This window comes from Cryobacterium mannosilyticum (genome assembly GCF_004402705.1).
In the GTDB taxonomy this organism is placed as follows: Bacteria; Actinomycetota; Actinomycetes; order Actinomycetales; family Microbacteriaceae; genus Cryobacterium; species Cryobacterium mannosilyticum.
Genome location: NZ_SOFM01000044.1, coordinates 87564 through 105528, shown reverse-complemented (window position 1 = coordinate 105528; position 17965 = coordinate 87564). Strand labels below are relative to the sequence as shown.

At 70.1% G+C, this 17965-nt stretch carries 16 protein-coding genes; 2 read left to right on the top strand and 14 right to left on the bottom strand.

Translation table 11 applies throughout. The features are described from left to right. Positions 1-121: 121 nt before the first annotated feature. Positions 122-1423, bottom strand: a complete 1302-nt coding sequence (gene tyrS / locus E3O32_RS14515) for a tyrosine--tRNA ligase (RefSeq protein WP_134510531.1) — start codon at positions 1421-1423, stop codon at positions 122-124. Between the two features lie 136 nt (positions 1424-1559). Here tyrS and E3O32_RS14510 point away from each other — a divergent pair, with 136 nt between their 5' ends. Further along, positions 1560-2219 carry a sigma factor-like helix-turn-helix DNA-binding protein gene (locus tag E3O32_RS14510; RefSeq protein WP_134510530.1) on the top strand — a complete coding sequence of 220 codons (660 nt, stop codon included), beginning with the start codon at positions 1560-1562 and terminating at the stop codon, positions 2217-2219. Then, entirely contained in the window at positions 2216-2818 is a 603-nt protein-coding gene (locus E3O32_RS14505) for a hypothetical protein (protein WP_134510529.1), read from the top strand. Before E3O32_RS14510 ends, E3O32_RS14505 begins: the two co-directional genes overlap by 4 nt. Before the next feature lie 89 nt (positions 2819-2907). Here E3O32_RS14505 and E3O32_RS14500 read toward each other — a convergent pair whose 3' ends face one another. From E3O32_RS14500 to E3O32_RS14440, 13 genes are all read right to left on the bottom strand, one after another. Beyond that, positions 2908-3513 (bottom strand): DNA-3-methyladenine glycosylase, encoded by a 606-nt coding sequence (locus E3O32_RS14500; protein ID WP_134510528.1) that lies wholly within the window; start codon positions 3511-3513, stop codon positions 2908-2910. After that, entirely contained in the window at positions 3510-4946 is a 1437-nt protein-coding gene (gene argH / locus E3O32_RS14495) for an argininosuccinate lyase (protein WP_134510527.1), read from the bottom strand. Before argH ends, E3O32_RS14500 begins: the two co-directional genes overlap by 4 nt. Before the next feature lie 9 nt (positions 4947-4955). After that, complete coding sequence (locus E3O32_RS14490) at positions 4956-6155, bottom strand: argininosuccinate synthase (RefSeq protein WP_134510526.1); 1200 nt, start codon at positions 6153-6155, stop codon at positions 4956-4958. Between the two features lie 39 nt (positions 6156-6194). Further along, complete coding sequence (argF, locus tag E3O32_RS14485; protein WP_134510525.1) at positions 6195-7127, bottom strand: ornithine carbamoyltransferase; 933 nt, start codon at positions 7125-7127, stop codon at positions 6195-6197. A 37-nt stretch (positions 7128-7164) separates the two neighbouring features. Then, complete coding sequence (locus E3O32_RS14480; protein ID WP_134510546.1) at positions 7165-8391, bottom strand: acetylornithine transaminase; 1227 nt, start codon at positions 8389-8391, stop codon at positions 7165-7167. Positions 8392-8459: 68 nt separating this feature from the next. Continuing rightward, on the bottom strand, positions 8460-9305 hold the full coding sequence (gene argB, locus E3O32_RS14475; protein ID WP_241974990.1) for an acetylglutamate kinase: 846 nt from the start codon (positions 9303-9305) through the stop codon (positions 8460-8462). A gap of 116 nt (positions 9306-9421) precedes the next feature. Continuing rightward, positions 9422-10594, bottom strand: coding sequence for a bifunctional glutamate N-acetyltransferase/amino-acid acetyltransferase ArgJ (gene argJ, locus E3O32_RS14470; RefSeq protein WP_134510524.1), 1173 nt, complete (start codon positions 10592-10594; stop codon positions 9422-9424). Beyond that, positions 10591-11634 carry an N-acetyl-gamma-glutamyl-phosphate reductase gene (gene argC, locus E3O32_RS14465; protein WP_134510523.1) on the bottom strand — a complete coding sequence of 348 codons (1044 nt, stop codon included), beginning with the start codon at positions 11632-11634 and terminating at the stop codon, positions 10591-10593. The genes argJ and argC overlap by 4 nt, the downstream gene beginning before the upstream one ends. 179 nt (positions 11635-11813) lie before the next feature. Then, positions 11814-14348: a phenylalanine--tRNA ligase subunit beta gene (gene pheT, locus E3O32_RS14460; protein WP_134510522.1), complete on the bottom strand. Its 2535-nt coding sequence runs from the start codon at positions 14346-14348 to the stop codon at positions 11814-11816. After that, on the bottom strand, positions 14348-15388 hold the full coding sequence (pheS, locus tag E3O32_RS14455; protein ID WP_134510521.1) for a phenylalanine--tRNA ligase subunit alpha: 1041 nt from the start codon (positions 15386-15388) through the stop codon (positions 14348-14350). The genes pheT and pheS overlap by 1 nt, the downstream gene beginning before the upstream one ends. Before the next feature lie 46 nt (positions 15389-15434). Next, complete coding sequence (locus E3O32_RS14450; RefSeq protein ID WP_134510520.1) at positions 15435-16298, bottom strand: amino acid ABC transporter permease; 864 nt, start codon at positions 16296-16298, stop codon at positions 15435-15437. Next, positions 16295-16942: an amino acid ABC transporter permease gene (locus E3O32_RS14445; protein ID WP_134510519.1), complete on the bottom strand. Its 648-nt coding sequence runs from the start codon at positions 16940-16942 to the stop codon at positions 16295-16297. Before E3O32_RS14445 ends, E3O32_RS14450 begins: the two co-directional genes overlap by 4 nt. A 105-nt stretch (positions 16943-17047) precedes the next feature. After that, complete coding sequence (locus E3O32_RS14440; protein WP_134510518.1) at positions 17048-17938, bottom strand: glutamate ABC transporter substrate-binding protein; 891 nt, start codon at positions 17936-17938, stop codon at positions 17048-17050. Positions 17939-17965: the final 27 nt, after the last annotated feature.

The window sequence follows — 17965 nt, the reverse complement described above, 5'->3', positions numbered from 1 at the left end:
GCAAAAACTGCACTCTCCCGACCCCGAACCGCGTACCTCGTACGAAGCGCAGAACGACGACGCGCCCGCATCCGCTCGGTGAGAACGGATGCGGGCGCGTGACCTGCGAACGCGGGCGGGGCTATTCGACGAAGACGCCGGCCAGGGTCTTCTTGCCGCGGCGGAGAACCGCCACTCCCCCGGGCAGGACCGCGTTCTCGATCGTCTCGGCCTCATCGGAGACCTTCACGTTGTTCAGGTAGACGCCACCCTGGCTGATCGCACGCCGGGCCTCGCTCAGGCTGCCGGTGAGCCCGGTGTCGACGAGGAGCTGAACCACGGTCGCGTGCGGGGCCGTCGTCGTGTTCGGGAGCTCGCGGAGCGCCGCCTCGAGGGTGGCCTCGTCGAGGTCGGCCAGGTCCCCCTGGCCGAACAGGGCGTGCGCGGCCTGGATCGCGGCCTCCGTCGCCGGCCGGCCGTGCACGAGCCCGGTCACCGCCACGGCGAGGGTGCGCTGGGCAAGGCGCTTGAACGGCTCGATCGCCACCGCCGCCTCGAGCTCTTCGATCTCGGCCCTGGTCAGGAAGGTGAACACCTTGAGGCGGGAGATCACGTCGGCGTCGTCGGTGTTGAGCCAGAACTGGTAGAAGGCATACGGGCTGGTCAGGGTGGGGTCGAGCCAGACCGCGTTGCCCTCGCTCTTGCCGAACTTCGTGCCGTCGCTGTTGGTGATCAGCGGTGTGCCAATGGCGTGCACGCTCTCCCCCTCCGCCTTGCGGATGAGGTCGGTGCCGCTGGTGAGGTTGCCCCACTGGTCGCTGCCACCGGTCTGCAGCACGCAGTCATAGCTGCGGTAGAGCTCGAGGAAGTCCATGCCCTGGAGCACCTGGTAGCTGAACTCGGTGTAGCTGATGCCGGCGTCGGAATTGAGCCGGGCGCTCACGGCATCCTTCTTGAGCATGGTGCCCACCCGGAAGTACTTGCCGATGTCGCGCAGGAAGTCGATGGCGCTCAGCGGCGCGGTCCAGTCGAGGTTGTTCACCAGGGTGACGGCGTTGTCTCCCTCCCCACTGAGGAATCGCGAGACCTGGGCCTGGAGGTAGCCCACCCACTGGCCGACGACATCCTTCGTGTTGAGGGTGCGTTCCGCCGTCGGCCTCGGGTCGCCGATCAGGCCGGTCGACCCGCCGACCAGGCCGAGCGGGTGGTGCCCGGCAAGCTGGAGGCGCCGCATGAGCAGCAACTGCACGAGGTTGCCGAGGTGCAGGCTGGGCGCCGTGGGGTCGAAGCCGCAGTAGAAGGTGATCGGATCACCGGCCAGCAGCTCGCGGAGTTCGGTCGGATCGGTGGAGACCTGAACCAGGCCTCGCCAGGAGATCTCCTCCCAGACGTCGTCGAAGGTGAGATCGTTGGCCTGTTGGGTGAGGATTGCGGGGTCTGACACGGGTCCAGATTACCAGCGTGCCGGTGCGGGCCGGGAGCCACGCTCCAACCTTGATCGCCGGATATTAAGTGCAGGTAGTGAATTGTGTTATATTTAGCTTCCAAACTTACTTTTAGTCCGACAGGGAGGTGCGCTCGTGTTCGTGATCACCGCTGACCAGATCGACAGCCGCAATGACCGCGACCGGGCCGGCGAGATGATCGCCGGGCTCGTGGCGGAGTTCGGCGATGTCTTTACCCTGCCGCCCGACCAGACGGCCGGCGACGAGATCCAGATGCTGCTGGCGGATGCCCGCACCAGCCTCGATCTGGTCCTGGCCCTCCACCGGTCGGGGCACTGGAGCATCGGCCTCGGCGTCGGCACGGTGCGCACTCCCCTGCCCGACTCCGCCCGCCAGGCATCCGGGGAGGCGTTCGTCGGCGCCCGCGACGCGGTCACCCGGGCGAAGAAGGCGGACACCCGGTTCGGGCTCACGGCCGAGCCGGTCGGCCCGGCCGGCCCGGCCGGAGCGCGACAGCACCGCCCCGTGCTCGACGGCGAGCAGGTCGAGGCCCTGATCGCGACGTTTCTGCTCCTGCGCCAGCGCCGCACGAGCGAGGGCTGGGCCGCGGTCGACCTGCGAGAGACCGGTCTGACCCAGGTGGAAATCGCCGCCCGCCTGGGCATTTCGACGGCGGCCGTCAGCCAGCGGCTTCGGAGCGCGCTCTGGAAGGTCGACCGGTCCGCGCGCCCGGCACTCGTTAGGCTGCTGGAGGACCTCGACAACGCGACGACAGGAACAGGACCTTCCACATGAATTTCCAGGCTTTCCAGATTCTGGCCTACCTGTACTGGCTCCTGCTCCTGCTGGTCACTGGCGGGTCGCTCGCCCTCGCCGTGCTCGCGTTCAAGCAGCAGAGGCAGCAATTCGCCATCGCGTCGGCCGGGGGGCTCGCCGCGGCCCTGGTGATCGCCGCGGTGCCGGCCCCGGAGGGTTCCGGGTCGTTCGGCATCGTGCTGGCCATGGTGGCCCTGGCCCTCGCCGTGGTGGGCGGCGGCCCGATGGCGGTGCTCGCCCTCCGGCTGGCCACGAACAATTCCGTGCCGCCCGGCGCGCACGGCGGCATCCTCGTCGGCGACGGCGCAGAAGCAGCGCCGGGCCAGGCGGATGCCGGAGGCACGCACGAGGTGCTGCGCGGTGGCCTGATGATCGGAATCCTCGAGCGACTGGCCGTGGCCGGTGCGATCCTGGCCGGCTTCCCCGAGGCGATTGCCGTGGTCGTGGCGATCAAGGGCGTCGGGCGCTTCACCGAACTGGCCGCGGCCGAGGCCAGGGAGCGGTTCATCATCGGAACCTTCGCCAGCCTGATCTGGGCCTGCGCGTGCGCCGCCCTGGTCAGGCTCGCCACCGCGTAGGCAGTTCCTTCGTCGCGGCACAGGTTGCGGAACCGGGCGCACAGCAGATCGTGCGCCGGGTGCGCACACGTGAGCCGCGAGGTCAGCGATCAGCCCGTCGCGGGAGCGAGTTTCGGATGCCGCCGGTACGGCGACACCGACGGATCGTCCGGGAGCCAGAACCGCCACGGATATTCGGCTCCCCCGCCGGCGCCGCTGACCCCGGTGCGCGGCCCGGCCAGGAACACGGCCGGGCGGGCCGGCAGGGTGAGGTCGAACGGGTCCTCGGCGAGGTCGGCGCCGTTCTCGGCCAGGCTGATGCCGAGCGCGAGCGTGAGCCTCGCGGGCCCGCGGGCGAGATCCCGGTCCGACTTCGCGGTGCTGCGGCGCAGCCGGGCCTCGGCCGCGCCCGCGACGATCTCCCCGCCCCGCAGGAGCACCGCGGAGGCCTCGCCCTCCGGCGAGCAGACGACGTTCGCGCAGACGTGCATGCCGTAGCTGAAGTAGGCGTACAGGTGTCCGGCCGGACCGAACATCGCCGCGTTGCGCGGGGTGCGGCCGCGGAACGCGTGCGAGCCGGGATCCGTGCCGTCGCCGAGGTAGGCCTCCACCTCGGTGATGCGAAGCGACACCCCGGCCCGGCTGATCACCGCGCCGAGCAGGAGCGGCGCCACCAGGAGGGCGGGCCGCTCCAGCAGGCGACGGTCGAAGGTCACATCCGGAGAGCGAGGGCGAGCGCGCGCACCCGCGCCACCAGAACGGCGCGCTGCTCGGCGACCCGCACGGGCGCGGTGCCGGCCTGCCCGTCACGACGGTCGACCGAGCCCTGGATGCTCAGCACCTCGCGCACGTCGGGCGTGAGGTACGCGGAGATCGTCTGCAGGGACGCGTCGTCGACCTCGTGCAGGTCGAGGTCGTGCTGCTCGGCGAACTTGACCAGCGAACCGGTGATCTCGTGCGCATCCCGGAAGCTGACGTGCCGCTTGACCAGCCACTCGGCGACATCCGTGGCCAGGGAGAACCCGGCCGGGGCCAGCTCGGCCATCCGATCGGTGTGGAAGGTGAGCGTGGCGATCATGCCGCTGAACGCCGGCAGGAGCACCTCGAGCGTCTCGATCGAGTCGAAGACGGGCTCCTTGTCTTCCTGCAGGTCGCGGTTGTAGGCCAGCGGGAGACCCTTGAGCGTGGTGAGCAGGCCGGTCAGGTTGCCGATCATCCGGCCGGACTTGCCCCGGGCGAGTTCGGCGATGTCGGGGTTCTTCTTCTGCGGCATGATCGACGACCCGGTCGAGTAGCCGTCGTCGAGGGTGACGAACCCGAACTCGCGGGTGTTCCAGAGGATGATCTCCTCGGCCAGGCGGGACAGGTCGATGCCGATCTGCGCGGTGATGAACGCGAATTCGGCGACGAGGTCGCGGCTGGCCGTGCCGTCGATCGAGTTCTCCACCACGGCGCTGAAGCCCAGGTCGGTGGCGACGAGCCGGGCGTCGAGGCCCAGGGTGTTGCCGGCCAGGGCGCCGGAACCGTAGGGCGAGAAATCGGCCCGCTTGTTCCAGTCGGTGAAGCGTTCGAGGTCGCGCACGAGCGGCCAGCAGTGCGCGAACAGGTGGTGCGCGAGGAGCACCGGCTGGGCGTGCTGCAGATGGGTGCGGCCGGGCATGATCGCGTGCTCGTTCGCCTCGGCCTGCGACGCGAGCGCGTCGATCAGGTCGATCACGTGGGCGGAGATGGTGACCGCCTTGTCCCGCAGCAGCATCCGCACGAGGGTCGCCACCTGGTCGTTGCGACTGCGCCCGGCGCGCAGCTTGCCGCCGAGTTCGACGCCGACGATGTCGATCAGGCCGCGCTCCAGCGAGGAGTGGACGTCCTCGTCGGTCTCGGCCGGCTGGAACCGGCCGGACGCGACGGCATCCGCCAGCTCGTCGAGACCGGCGACCATGGCCGTGAGCTCGTCGCCGGTGAGGTAGCCGGCCGCGGCGAGGGCGCGGGCGTGCGCCCGGGAACCGCGGATGTCATACGGGGCCAGCGGCCAGTCGAACTGGGTCGACTTGCTCAGCTTCGCCAGTTCGGGCGACGGGCCGCCGGCGAAACGGCCGCCCCAGAGGGCGCCCGCCTTGCCCGCGCGGTTCGGGTTCTCGTCGGCAGCCACGCGTTGCCCCTACTTGCCGGCGAGGTCGCGGCGGGCGGAGATCTTGCTCGGCAGCGACCACAGCTCGATGAAGCCCTTGGCCATCGACTGGTCGAAGGTGTCGCCGGTGTCGTAGGTGGCGAGGTTGAAGTCGTAGAGGCTCTCGCCGGACTTGCGCCCGGTGACGACGGCGGTGCCGGCGTGCAGCTTCAGGCGGATGTCGCCGGTGACGTGCTTCTGCGTCTCGTCGATGAAGACGTCGAGGGCGCGCTTGAGGCCGGAGAACCACAGGCCGTCGTAGACGAGCTCGGCCCACTTGGACTCGACTCCGCGCTTGTAGCGGGCCAGGTCGCGCTCGACGGTCATGTTCTCGAGCTCTTCGTGCGCGGCGATCAGGGCGATGCCGGCGGGGGCCTCGTAGACCTCGCGGCTCTTGATGCCGACGAGGCGGTCCTCGACGATGTCGATGCGGCCGACGCCCTGGTTGCCGGCGAGCAGGTTCATCATTTCGATGGCCTGCAGCGGCGTGACGGCGACGCCGTCGATGGCGACGGGGACACCCTGGTCGAAGGAGACGACCACCTCGGTGGGCTCGCGCGCAATCGACGGGTCCTGCGTGTAGGTGTAGAGGTCTTCGATCGGCGCGTTCCACGGGTCTTCGAGGAAGCCGGTCTCCACGGCGCGGCCGTAGACGTTCTGGTCGATCGAGTACGGGCTCTTCTTCGACTGCGCGATCGGCAGGTTGTGCAGCGCCGCGTACTCGATTGCCTTGTCGCGGGTGAGCGCGAAGTCGCGGACCGGGGCGAGCGAGGTGAGCTCGGGGGCGAGGGCGGCGACGGCGGCTTCGAAGCGCACCTGGTCGTTGCCCTTGCCGGTGCAGCCGTGCGCGACACTGTCGGCGCCGAGCTCCTTGGCGGTGGAGGCGAGGTACTTGGCGATCAGCGGGCGGCTGAGCGCGGAGACGAGCGGGTAGCGCTTCTGGTAGAGGGCGTTGGCCTTGAGGGCCGGAACGACGTAGTCGCTGGCGAATTCTTCCTTCGCGTCGACGACGATGGCTTCGACGGCGCCGCAGTCCAGGGCGCGCTGGCGGATGAGGTCCATGTCCTCGCCGCTCTGTCCGACGTCGATGGCGAGGGCCACGACCTCCTTGCCGGTCGCATCCTTCAGCCAGCCGATGCCAACCGAGGTGTCAAGTCCACCAGAGTATGCGAGCACAACACGTTCAGCCATGGTTCTCCCTAAAGATTGTTCAGTTCAAGTTTAACGGTGTCAGTGGGCGTCGTTCTGGCGGAGGAGCCAGACGAGGAGGGCTTTCTGGGCGTGGAGGCGGTTCTCCGCCTCGTCCCAGATGATGCTCTGCCGGCCGTCGATGACGTCGGCGGTCACTTCGAAGCCGCGGTCGGCGGGCAGGCAGTGCAGGAAATGCGCGTCCGGCCGGGCGAGGGCGAGCAGGTCGGCGTCGACGCGGTAGGCGCCGAGCGTGGCGAGCCGGTCGGCCTTCTCCTCTTCCTTGCCCATCGACACCCAGGTGTCGGTGACGACGACGTCCACACCGGCCACGGCTTCCGCCGGGTCGGTGAAGAGCGTGACGGAGCCGCCGGTGCGCGCGGCGATCGCCGCGGCATCCTTCACCACCTGCGCGTGGGGGGTGTAGCCGGCCGGCGAGGCGATGCGCACGTGCATGCCGGCGGTGGCGCCGGCGAGGAGGTAGGACTGGGCCATGTTGCAGGCGCCGTCGCCGAGGAAGGCGAGGGTCTGGCCGGCGAGGTCGCCGCGGTGCTCGCGGATGGTGAGCAGGTCGGCGAGCAGCTGGCACGGGTGGAAGTCGTCGGAGAGCGCGTTGACGACGGGGACCGTGGTGCCGAGGGCCATCTCCTCGAGGCCGGCCTGGCCGTAGGTGCGCCAGACGATCGCGGCAACCTGGCGTTCGAGCACCCTGGCCGTGTCGGACGCGGTCTCCTTGCCGCCGAGCTGGCTGCTCGCGGTGGTGATGATGAGCGGGCTGCCGCCGAGGTCGGCGATGCCGACCGCGAAGGACACTCGGGTGCGGGTCGAGGACTTGTCGAAGATGACGGCGACGGTCTGGGGACCGGCGAGCGGCTTGGCCGCGAATCGGTCTCGCTTGAGCACCAGTGCCAGGTCGAGGATCTCGGCCTGTTCGGCCGGTGAGAGGTCGTCGTCGCGCAGGAAATGGCGGGTCACTGAGGTCACTTTCGGTGGGTTGCGGGATTGAACAACTCTAGAGGCTGGCCAGAGCGAGGCCGAAACGGTGCTCGAAATCGGCCAGTTCGGCGTCGCCGACGATGAGGGGCGGGGCCAGCCGGATGGTCGATTCGTTGGCGGCGTTCACGATCAGGCCCTCGGCCAGGGCCGCCGCCGCGAGCGGAAGCGCGACCGGGTCGGCCAGGCCGATGCCGAGCAGCAGGCCGCGGCCGCGCACCTCGGTGATCTGCGGCGACGTGAAGCGGGCGATGATCTCGCGCAGCTGCTCGCCGCGCCGTGCGGCGTTGGCGACGAGGCCGTCGCGTTCGATCACGCCGAGCACGGCGTTGGACGTTGCGGTGACGAGCGGGTTGCCGCCGTAGGTCGAGCCGTGCTGGCCGCGGCTGAACAGCTCCGAGGTGGCACCGTAGGTGACCAGGGCGCCGATCGGCAGGCCGCCGCCGATCCCCTTGGCGATGGTGATGGCATCCGGGGTGATTCCGTCGTGCTGGAACGCGAACCAGGCGCCGGTGCGGCCCGCGCCGGTCTGCACCTCGTCGATGATGAGGAGCACGCCGCGCCGGGTGCAGAGTTCGCGGGCGCGGCGGAGGAAGCCGGCCGGCAGGTCGATCACGCCGGCCTCGCCCTTGACCGGTTCGAGGAACAGGGCGGCGACAGTGCCGTCGATGGCCTCCTCGAGCGCCTTGATGGTGGTGTGGATGTGCTCGACCCCGCCGGGCACGGGCAGGAAGGCCTTGCGCATGGCGGGTTTGCCCGACAGGGCGAGCGCGCCCATGGTGCGGCCGTGGAACGATTCATGCAGCGACAGGATGCGGGTGCGCTTGCCGCCGCCCGTGTTGAGCCGGGCCAGCTTGAACGCGGCCTCGTTGGCTTCGGCGCCGGAATTGCAGAAGTAGACCCGGCCGGCCTCCCCTGCCCCGGTGATGCGCTTGAGCCGCTCAGCCAGTTCGAGCTGCGGCGGCGAGGAGAAGTAGTTGGAGACGTGGGCGACACGGCCGACCTGCTCGGTGACCGCGGCGACGAGGTCGGGATGCGCGTGGCCGAGCGAGTTCACGGCGATGCCGGCGAGGAAGTCGAGGTACTTCTTCCCCGTCTCGTCCCAGACGTAGCAGCCCTCCCCGCGCACGAGCATCGCCAGCGGGGTGGCGAGAGTGCGCATCATGGAGGCGCCGAAGCGTTCCTGCCAGTGCTCGGTGCCCGGGGTCTGCCCGGTCGGGGTCTGGGTCTGCTGGTCGGGGGTCATGCCTGGAATCGTCGTCCCTGGGTTGGTGGTGCCTGGGTTGGTGGTGCCGGGGTTGGTGCCTGGACCGGTCATGCGGGGACCACTTCGGTTCCGATGCCGCTGCCGGTGAAGACCTCGAGCAGGATCGAGTGCGGCACTCGTCCGTCGATGATCGCGGCCTTGGCGACGCCGCCGTCGACCGCGTCGAGGCAGGCGGTCATCTTGGGGATCATGCCCGATTCGAGGTCGGGCAGGAGCCGGCGCAGGGAGTCGGCGTCGATCACGGAGACCAGCGAGTCCCGGTCGGGCCAGTCGCTGTACAGTCCGGCGACATCGGTGAGGATCACGAGCTTCGCCGCGTTCAGGGCGATGGCCAGGGCCGCCGCGGCGGCGTCGGCGTTGATGTTCAGGGACTGGCCCGGGACATCCGTGTCGGGGGCGATCGAGGAGACGACCGGGATGCGGCCGGCGGCGAGCTGGGCGAGCACCGCCTCAGGGTCGACGCCGATCACGTCGCCGACGAGGCCGAGGTCGACCTCTTCGCCGTCGATCACGGTGCCGCGGCGACGGCCCTGGAAGAGCCCGGCGTCCTCGCCGGACAGCCCGGCCGACAGCGGGCCGTGTTCGTTGATGCGGCTGACCAGCTCGCGGTTGATCTGCCCGGTGAGCACCATCCGCACGACGTCCATCGCCTCGGGCGTGGTCACCCGGTAGCCGCCGCGGAACTCGCTCTCGATGCCGAGGCGGTCGAGCATGGCGGAGATCTGCGGGCCGCCGCCGTGCACGACGACGGGGCGGATGCCGGCATATCGCAGGTAGACCATGTCCTCGGCGAAGGCCCGCTGCAGTTCCTCGCTGACCATGGCGTTGCCGCCGAATTTGACGACGATGACCTGGTCGTGGAACCGCTTGAGCCACGGCAGCGATTCGATCAGGGTCGCGGCCTTGACGGCCGCCTCGGCCCGGCTGTTGGACTCACGGTCGGGGGCGCCGCCCGCGTCACGGCCCGCAGGGGCTTCGGGGGCGTCGTCGGGGGCCGGGATCGTCGGGATCAACTCGAGTACGCGCTGTTCTCTTCGACGTAGGCGTGGGTGAGGTCGTTGGTCCAGATGGTGGCCGTCGCGGCGCCCGCGTGCAGGTCGATCAGCACGGTGACCGCCCGCGGGCTGAGGTCGACCAGTTCGCGCGGCTGGTCGGGTTCCCCCGCCGTGCACACCTGCACGCCGTTGATCGCGACGTCGATCCCATAGGGGTCGAAGACCGCCTGGGTGGTGCCGACCGCGGCGAGCACCCGGCCCCAGTTCGGGTCGTTGCCGAAGATGGCCGTCTTGAACAGGTTGCTGCGGGATACGGCACGGGCAACGGTGACCGCGTCGGTCTCCGAGTCGGCGCCCTGAACCACGATCGCGACGTCGTGGGCCGAGCCCTCGGCGTCGGCCTGCAGTTGCAGGGTGAGGTCCTGGCAGAGGGCGGTGAGCGCGGCCGCGAACTCGGCTGGGTCGGCGGCGACCCCGCTCGCGCCGGAGCCGAGGAGGGTGACGGTGTCGTTCGTCGACATGCATCCGTCGGAGTCGAGCCGGTCGAAGGTGACCCGGGTGGCCTGTCGGAGGGCCGTGTCGAGCTGGCCGGAGTCGAGGACGGCGTCGGTGGTGATCACGACGAGCATGGTGGCCAGGCCGGGCGCGAGCATCCCGGCACCCTTGGCCATTCCTCCGATGGTCCAGCCGGCCGGCGAGGTGTGCGCGGACTGCTTGGGGGTCGTGTCCGTGGTCATGATCGCCGTTGCGGCGGCGAGGCCGGCGTCGGCGGATGCCGCGCTGCCGGCGTGCAGGGCGAGCGAGGCATCCCAGACCCCGGCGGTGATCTTGCCCAGGTCGAGCTGCTCGCCGATCAGGCCGGTGGAGCAGACGAGCACCTCGCCGGCGGAGATCTCGAGGCGGCCGGCCACGGCCTCGGCCGTGGCGTGGGTGGTCTGGAAGCCGATGCTACCGGTGTAGCAGTTGGCGCCGCCGGAGTTCAGCACGATGGCGCGGACCACCCCGCCGCGCATCACCTGCTCGCTCCAGATGACGGGGTTCGCCTTGCAGCGGTTGGTGGTGAAGACGGTGGCGGCGCTGGTGAGCGGGCCGAGGTTCCGCACGACGGCGAGGTCGAGGCCGCCGGACTTCTTCAGGCCTGCGGTGACTCCGGCTGCGGTGAATCCGGCGGGGGCGGTGACGCTCACGGGGCAACTCCATTCGTGCTCAGGCCGAGGGTCTCCGGGAGGCCCAGGGCGATGTTGGCGGACTGGATGGCGGCGCCGGCGGTTCCCTTGGCGAGGTTGTCGACGGCGGTGACGGTGACGACCCGGCCGACGGCTCGGTCGATGGCGAGGCCGATCAGCGCCGTGTTCGCGCCGAGGACGTCGCTGGTGCGGGGGAACCGGCCCTCCGGCAGCACGTGCACGAACGGCTCGTCGGCGTAGGCGCTCTCCCAGGCGGCGCGCACGGCGGCGTCGGTGGTGCCCGGTACCAGCCGGGCCGTCGCGGTGCAGAGGATGCCCCGGGACATCGGCACGATCACCGGGGTGAAGGAGATGGTGGGGTTCGCGGCCCCGGCCCAGGCCAGGCTCTGCTGGATCTCCGGGATGTGCCGGTGCACCCCGCCGACGGCGTAGGGGTTCGCCGAACCGAGGATCTCCGCGGCGAGGTTGGGCAAGGTGAGGCTCTTGCCGGCGCCGGACGGGCCGACCGCGAGCACCGCGACGAGGTCTTCCGGTTCGATCACGCCGGAACGGATGCCCGGAGCGAGCGCCAGGGCGACCGTGCTGGCGTTGCAGCCGGGCGCGGCGATCCGGCGCGCGCCGACCAGCCGGCTGCGCTGCTTCCCGTCGGCGACCGGCAGTTCGGGCACGCCGTAGGCCCAGGCCCCGTAATAGTCGCCGCCGTAGAACGCAGCCCAGGCGGCCTCGCTCTCCAGGCGGTGGTCGGCGCCGCAGTCGACGACGAGGGTCTCGGGCGGCAGCGCCGCCGTCAGGGCGCCGGATGCCCCGTGCGGCAGTGCCAGGAAGACCACGTCGTGCCCGGCGAGGGTTTCCGCCGTCGTGTCGACGAGGGTGAGCCCGGAGAGGGACCGCAGATGCGGCTGGGCGTCGATCAGCCGCTGCCCGGCGTTGCTGTGCGCGGTGACCGTGCGCACCTCGAATTCGGGATGCGCGGCCAGCAGCCGCAGCAACTCCCCGCCCGCGTAGCCGCTCGCACCCGCAACCGCCACCGTAAAAGCCATGTCTCAAACTTAGCGCGCCGCCCCGCGGTGGCGAGAATCCGCGTCGACGCAGTTTTCTTGCGTCGCGGGCGGTTTCGCGGGGCGGTCGGGACAGGTGTGTTCGCCGAGTTCTACTGTTTCGGTCGAGACCGACCGGTGTGCGGGGCGGTCTCGACCGAAAAGGTCGATCTGGGCGGAGGCTACTCGCGGAGGGTCGCGCCGAAGCGGGCGGCCGCGACGGCCACCCCCGCCAGCTTGGCGTCGCTGGCCTCGGCCGCGGTCAGGGTGCGGTCGGCGGCCCGGAACCGCAGGGCGAACGTCAGCGACTTGCGGCCGGACGGGATGCCCGCCCCGCGGTAGTCGTCGACGAGCTCGGCGTGGTCGAGCAGCGACCCGGAGCCGGCGATCACGGCCTCGAGCACCTCCCCGGCCGGGACGACGACGTCGACCACGAGGGACAGGTCCTGCGTGGCGGCCGGCATGGTGCGGATCGGGGTGGCCTGGAGTTCGGCGCCGGCGCGGTCGAAGACCACGCTGAGATCGATTTCGGCGACCGCGACGACCGCGGGCAGGTCGAAACCGCGGGCGATGGCCGGGAGCAGCTCGCCGGCGAATCCGACCGAGGCGGCGCCGGCATCCGTCGTTACGAACAGTTCGGCCGTGCGCCCGGGGTGCATCGCCTGGTGCGAACCCTGGCGCACCTGGATGGCCACGCCGGTGGCCAGGGCGACCTGCTGCACGGCGGCGAGGGCGTCCTGCCAGCCGGCGGCCACGGCCGGGCGGCCCGGCTGCTGCCGGACGGCGTTGCCGGTGAGCACGACGCCGACGGAGAACGGCTGCGGCGGGATGCCCGCGTTCAGCTCGGCCTCGAGGTGCGCACTGGGGCGTACGGCGCCGGGCGGCACGACCGTGCTGCCGTAGACCACGCCGGCCAGGGGACGGAAGACCTGGCCCTGCTCGAAGACGGCCAGGTCGGTCAGGCCGCGGGACCGGTTGCGGTGCGCGATCTGGAGCAGCCCGGGCAGGATCGAGGTGCGCAGGAACGGCGCCTCACCGTCGAGCGGGTTTGCGACCCGCATCTGCGGCACGACCGGGCCGGCCGGGGCGCCGAACAGGTTGTTGGCCTTCTCGGCGACGAACGGGTAGGCGAGCACCTCGGTGTGGCCGGCGGCAGCGAGGGTCTGCGCGACCTGGCGGCGCAGCACCTGGCTGCGGGTGAGGCCGCGCCCGGGAGGGGCGACGGGCAGCACCGAGGGGATCCGGTCGTAGCCGACGATGCGGGCGACCTCCTCGGCCAGGGTCCACTTGTCGGTCAGGTCGGGGCGCCAGCTGGGCGCGGTGACGGACAGCCCGCCCTCGGTCTCCGTGAGCGACGCGCCGATCTCGGCCAGCGAGGTGCGCACCTCCTCGCCGGTGTACTCGAGCCCGATCAGGCCGGAGATGAACCCGGTGGGCAGGAAGATCGGTTCGGCGGCGGGGGTGGCGTCGTGCAGCGAGCCGAGGTCGTCGGCCACTCCCCCGGCGAGTTCGACCAGCAGCTGCACGACGCGGGCCGCGGCGACGGCGGCGACGGCCGGGTCGACCCCGCGTTCGAACCGGCGGGATGCCTCGCTGGGCAGCTTGTGCCGGCGGGCGGTGCGCGCGATCGATACCGGGTCGAAGTTCGCGGCCTCGACCAGCACATTGGTGGTGGTCGCCCCGATCTCGGTGGTCTGCCCGCCCATCACGCCGGCCAGGCCTATCGGCCCGGATCCGTCGGTGATCAGGAGGTCTTCCGGGCTAAGGGTGCGGGTCACGTCGTCGAGGGTGGTGAGCTTCTCGCCGGTGGCAGCGCGGCGCACGGTGAGGCCGCCGGCCAGCGCGTCGAGGTCGTAGGCGTGGATCGGCTGGCCGAGCTCGATCATCACATAGTTGGTCACGTCGACGATCAGGGAGATCGAACGGATGCCGGCCAGCTTGAGCCGGGCGATCAGCCAGGCCGGAGACGGCCGGGTCGGGTCGACGCCGCGCACGGCCCGGGTGACGAAGACGCTCGCGCCGATCCGGCTGCGGATCGGTGCCTGGTCGTCGATGGTGACGACGAACTCGACCGAGGACGGCGCCGGGGTCACGGCGAGGGCCGGGTCGCGGAAGGTCGCCCCGGTGGCGTGCGCGTATTCGCGGGCGACGCCGCGGATCGAGAACGCATAACCGCGGTCGGGGGTGACGTTGATCTCCACGGCGCTGTCGTCGAGGCCGAGGAGGGCGATCGCATCCGTTCCGACGGGGGCGTCGAGGCCGAGGGCGGCCAGGCGCAGGATGCCGTCGTGCTCGTCGCCGAGGCCGAGCTCGCGGGCCGAGGCGATCATGCCGTCGGAGACGTGGCCGTAGGTCTTGCGGGGCGCGATCGGGAACGGGCCGGGTAGCACGGCGCCGGGCAGGGTCACGACGACCTTGTCGCCGACGGCGAAGTTGTGGGCGCCGCAGACGATGCCGTGCACGGCGGGGCCGCCGTCGGCGGCGACCTCGTCGCCGGGCGCGACCCGCACCTGGCACCAGTTGATGGTCTTGCCGTTGGTCTGGGCCTCCGGTTCGATCGAGAGCACCTCGCCGACGACGATCGGGCCGGTCAGGTCGAAGCGGTGGATCTCTTCTTCCTCGAGGCCGACGCTCACCAGCGCGGCGTGCACGTCCTCGGGGGTGGTGCCGGGTTCGAGGTCGACGAATTCGCCGAGCCAGCTCAGGGGAACGCGCATCAGACGGTCATCCCGTACTGCTGGCTGAACCGGACGTCGCCTTCGACCATGTCGTGCATATCCTTCACATCGTTTCTGAACATCAGGGCCCGTTCGACGCCGACTCCGAATGCGAAACCGGAGTACACCTCGGGGTCGATCCCGGCCGAGCGGAGCACATTGGCGTTGACCATGCCGCAGCCGCCCCATTCGATCCAGCGGGCGCCCTCCTTGAAGGTCGGGTGCCAGAGGTCGAGTTCGGCGCTCGGCTCGGTGAACGGGAAGTAGTTGGGGCGCAGCCGCACCTTCGCCTCCGGGCCGAACATGGCCTTGACGAAGTGGTCGAGGGTGCCGCGCAGGTGCGCCATGGTCAGGCCCTTGTCGACGGCGATGCCCTCGATCTGGTGGAACACGGGCGTGTGGGTGGCGTCGAGCTCGTCGGTGCGGAAGACCCGGCCGGGCGAGACGACGTAGACGGGCAGCTCGCGGGAGAGCAGGGCGCGCATCTGCACCGGGGAGGTGTGGGTGCGCAGCACGAGGTGGGCCTCGGGCGGGTCGACGAAGAAGGTGTCCTGCATGGCGCGGGCAGGGTGGTCCTCGTCGAAGTTGAGGGCGTCGAAGTTGAACCACTCGCTTTCGAGTTCCGGTCCTTCGGCGACCTCCCAGCCCATGCCGACGAACACGTCGGCCACGCGCTCCTGCAGCAGGGAGAGCGGATGCCGCGCCCCCGGCCGCCAGGCGGATGCCGCCGCGGTCACGTCGACGGTCTCGGCCGCGAGCTGGGCCCGCGCCTCCGCCTCGCCGATCTCGGCCTCGCGGGTGGCCAGGGCCTGGCTGACGCGGCCCCTGGCCTGGCCGACGAGCTTGCCGGCGGCGGCCTTCCGGTCGTTCGGGACCGTGCGCATGAGCGCGTTCAGGCGGGCCAGCGGGGAGGCGTCCCCCGCGTGCTCTGTGCGCACCACCCGCAGGGCGGCGGAGTCGGCGGCGGTGGAAATGGCGGTGAGGGCGGCGGTGACGGCCGCGCTCACGACCTCTTCGAAGATTTCGGTGGGATCAGACACAAGGCACAAGTTTAGTCCGTGGCGATTGTCCGGCCTTCGCCGCCGGCTAGATCTTGCTCGCCGCCAGTTCGGTCTCCGCCACATTCGCGGGCCGCGCCCCACTGCGACTGCGCCGGCTGCGCACCTCGACCCACTTGGCCACGCCCGAGAGGGCGAGGCAGAGGAGCACGTAGATGGTGCCGAACACGATGGTTGCCGGGATGATCGGCGACCCGTAGGTGAACTGCGCGCCGTAGAACTTCGCCAGGTAGAGCAGTTCGTGGAAGGTGACGATGAAGCCCAGTGCGGTGTCCTTGAGCACGACAACCAGCTGGGAGATGATCACGGGCATCATTGCCCGGATTGCCTGGGGAAAGAGGATCAGCGACATGACGGCGCTCTTGCGCAGCCCGATCGCGTAGGCGGCCTCCCGCTGGCCGGTGGGCAGGGATTCGATTCCCGCCCGGAACACCTCCGCGAGAACGGACCCGTTGTAGAGGGTCAGTCCGGTCACGACCGCCACGAACGGGGTGACGAAGGTCACTCCGAGCGGCGGCAGGCCGTAGTACATGATCATCATCAGGATGAGCACGGGCACCGCGCGGAACAGTTCGATGAAGACCGTGCACGGCACACGCAGCCAGGCGTGGTCGGAGAGCCGGCCGATCGAGAGCACCAGCCCCAGGAGCAGGCTGGCCACCGCGGCCACCGCGAACGCGCTCAGGGTGGCGAGAATCGCCAGGCCGATGTTCTGTTGCACGAGCGGGAAGGTGAAGACCCTCCATTTCGCGGCCGAGAACTGCCCCGTGTCTGCCAGCCGGTAGACGACGAAGGTGATCCCGGCCGCGACCAGGGCGATCGTGATCGCACCGAGGATGCGGTTGCGCAGGATCGCGCGGGGACCCGGGACGTCGTAGAGCACATTCGTCATCGGAGGACCTTCCATCGGCGCTCGAGGTATCGCTGCAGCACGGAGAGGACTCCCACCAGGATGACGAAGAAGAGCGCCACCCAGAGGAGGACGACGATGGCGGGCTCGCCCCGTTCGGAGAGATTGGCCCGGATCGCACCTGCTTCTGCGACGGAGAACCCTGCGGCGACGGTGGTGTTCTTGAGCAGGGCGATGAAGACGCTCATCATCGGCGGGATCACGGCCCGGAAGGCCTGCGGCATGATCACGAGGGTCATCGTCTGAGCGAAGGGCAGGCCGATCGCCCGTGCCGCCTCGGCCTGGCCGGTCGGCACCGTGTTGAAACCGGAGCGCAGCACCTCGGCAACGTACGTGGCGGTGTAGATGCTCAGCGCGATGATGGCGAGGGTCGTGTACGGCAGCTGCACGAGGTGCAGCTTCGGATAGCCGAACGCGAAGAAGAACATCAGCAGTGTCAGCGGCGTGTTGCGGACGAGGTTGACGTACAAGGTTCCGAACGCGCGCATGACCGGCACGGGCGACACCCGCATAGCGCCGACGACGATGCCGATGCCGAGGGCGAACACCGCCGAGACCGCGAACAGGAGGAGGGTGTTCTGGAATCCGAGCGCGAAGAGGTCAAGATTGTTGAACAGAGTGTCCATGACCTGGTCTTCCCTTCTCCTGCGAGTGCGAGTGGTGGTCGCCCCGGGTGACCCGGGGCAGTCGGCCGGCGCCGCCCGGATCGGGCGGCGCCGGCGACCTGGTGGTTAGTACGCTTCGACCTTGGGCTGCTCGACCTTGGTGCCCGACTTGCCCAGTGTGTCGTCGTAGATCGCGGCCCAGGTGTCCCCACCCTTGGTGAACATGTCATTGGTGAACGCCCGCAGTGCGTCGTCGCCCTTCGGCATGCCCACGCCGTACTTCTCGACCGTGAAGGGCTCGCCGACGACCTTGAGGTTGTCGGGATCCTGCGCGGCATAGCCGATCAGGATCGCGGCATCCGTCGTGACGGCGTCGACCGAACCGTCCTTGAGCGCTTCGACACACTGCGAGTAGGTGTCGAATTCGGTGGTCTTCGTGTCGGGGAAGTTCGCCTTGATGTTCTGGATCGGCGTTGAGCCCGTCGCCGAGCACACCGTCGTCCCCGCGAGGTCCTTCTCGCTCTTGATCGTCTTGTTGTCAGCGGCGACCAGCAGGCCCTGCCCGGTGACGAAGTAGGGGCCCGCGAAGTCGACCTGTGCCTTGCGCTTGTCGTTGATCGAGTAGGTGCCGACGTAGAAGTCGACGTCACCGTTGACGATCGCGGACTCGCGGTTGGCGCTCGGGATTGCTTCGAACGTGATCTTGTCCGCGGAGAATCCGAGGGACGCGGCGATCCACTTCGCGATTTCGATGTCGAAGCCGCTGCGTTCGCCGGTGGCGGCGTCCAGGTAGCCGAGGCCAGGCTGGTCTTCCTTCACCCCGATCTTCACCGTGCCACGCTTCGTCATGGCGTCGAAGGTGGGGCTGCCGGTGAGGGACACGTCGGTGGCAACCGTGAACGGGGACTTGCTTGCGGAATCGGAGGCGCCGCCGCCCGCGGGGTTGGGCCCGGAACAGCCGGTGAGCGCGAGAGCGGATGCTGCGATCACGGCGAGGAGAGTCATTCTCTTGCGCATGTGAATTCCTTTCGTGGTGCGGGGCAA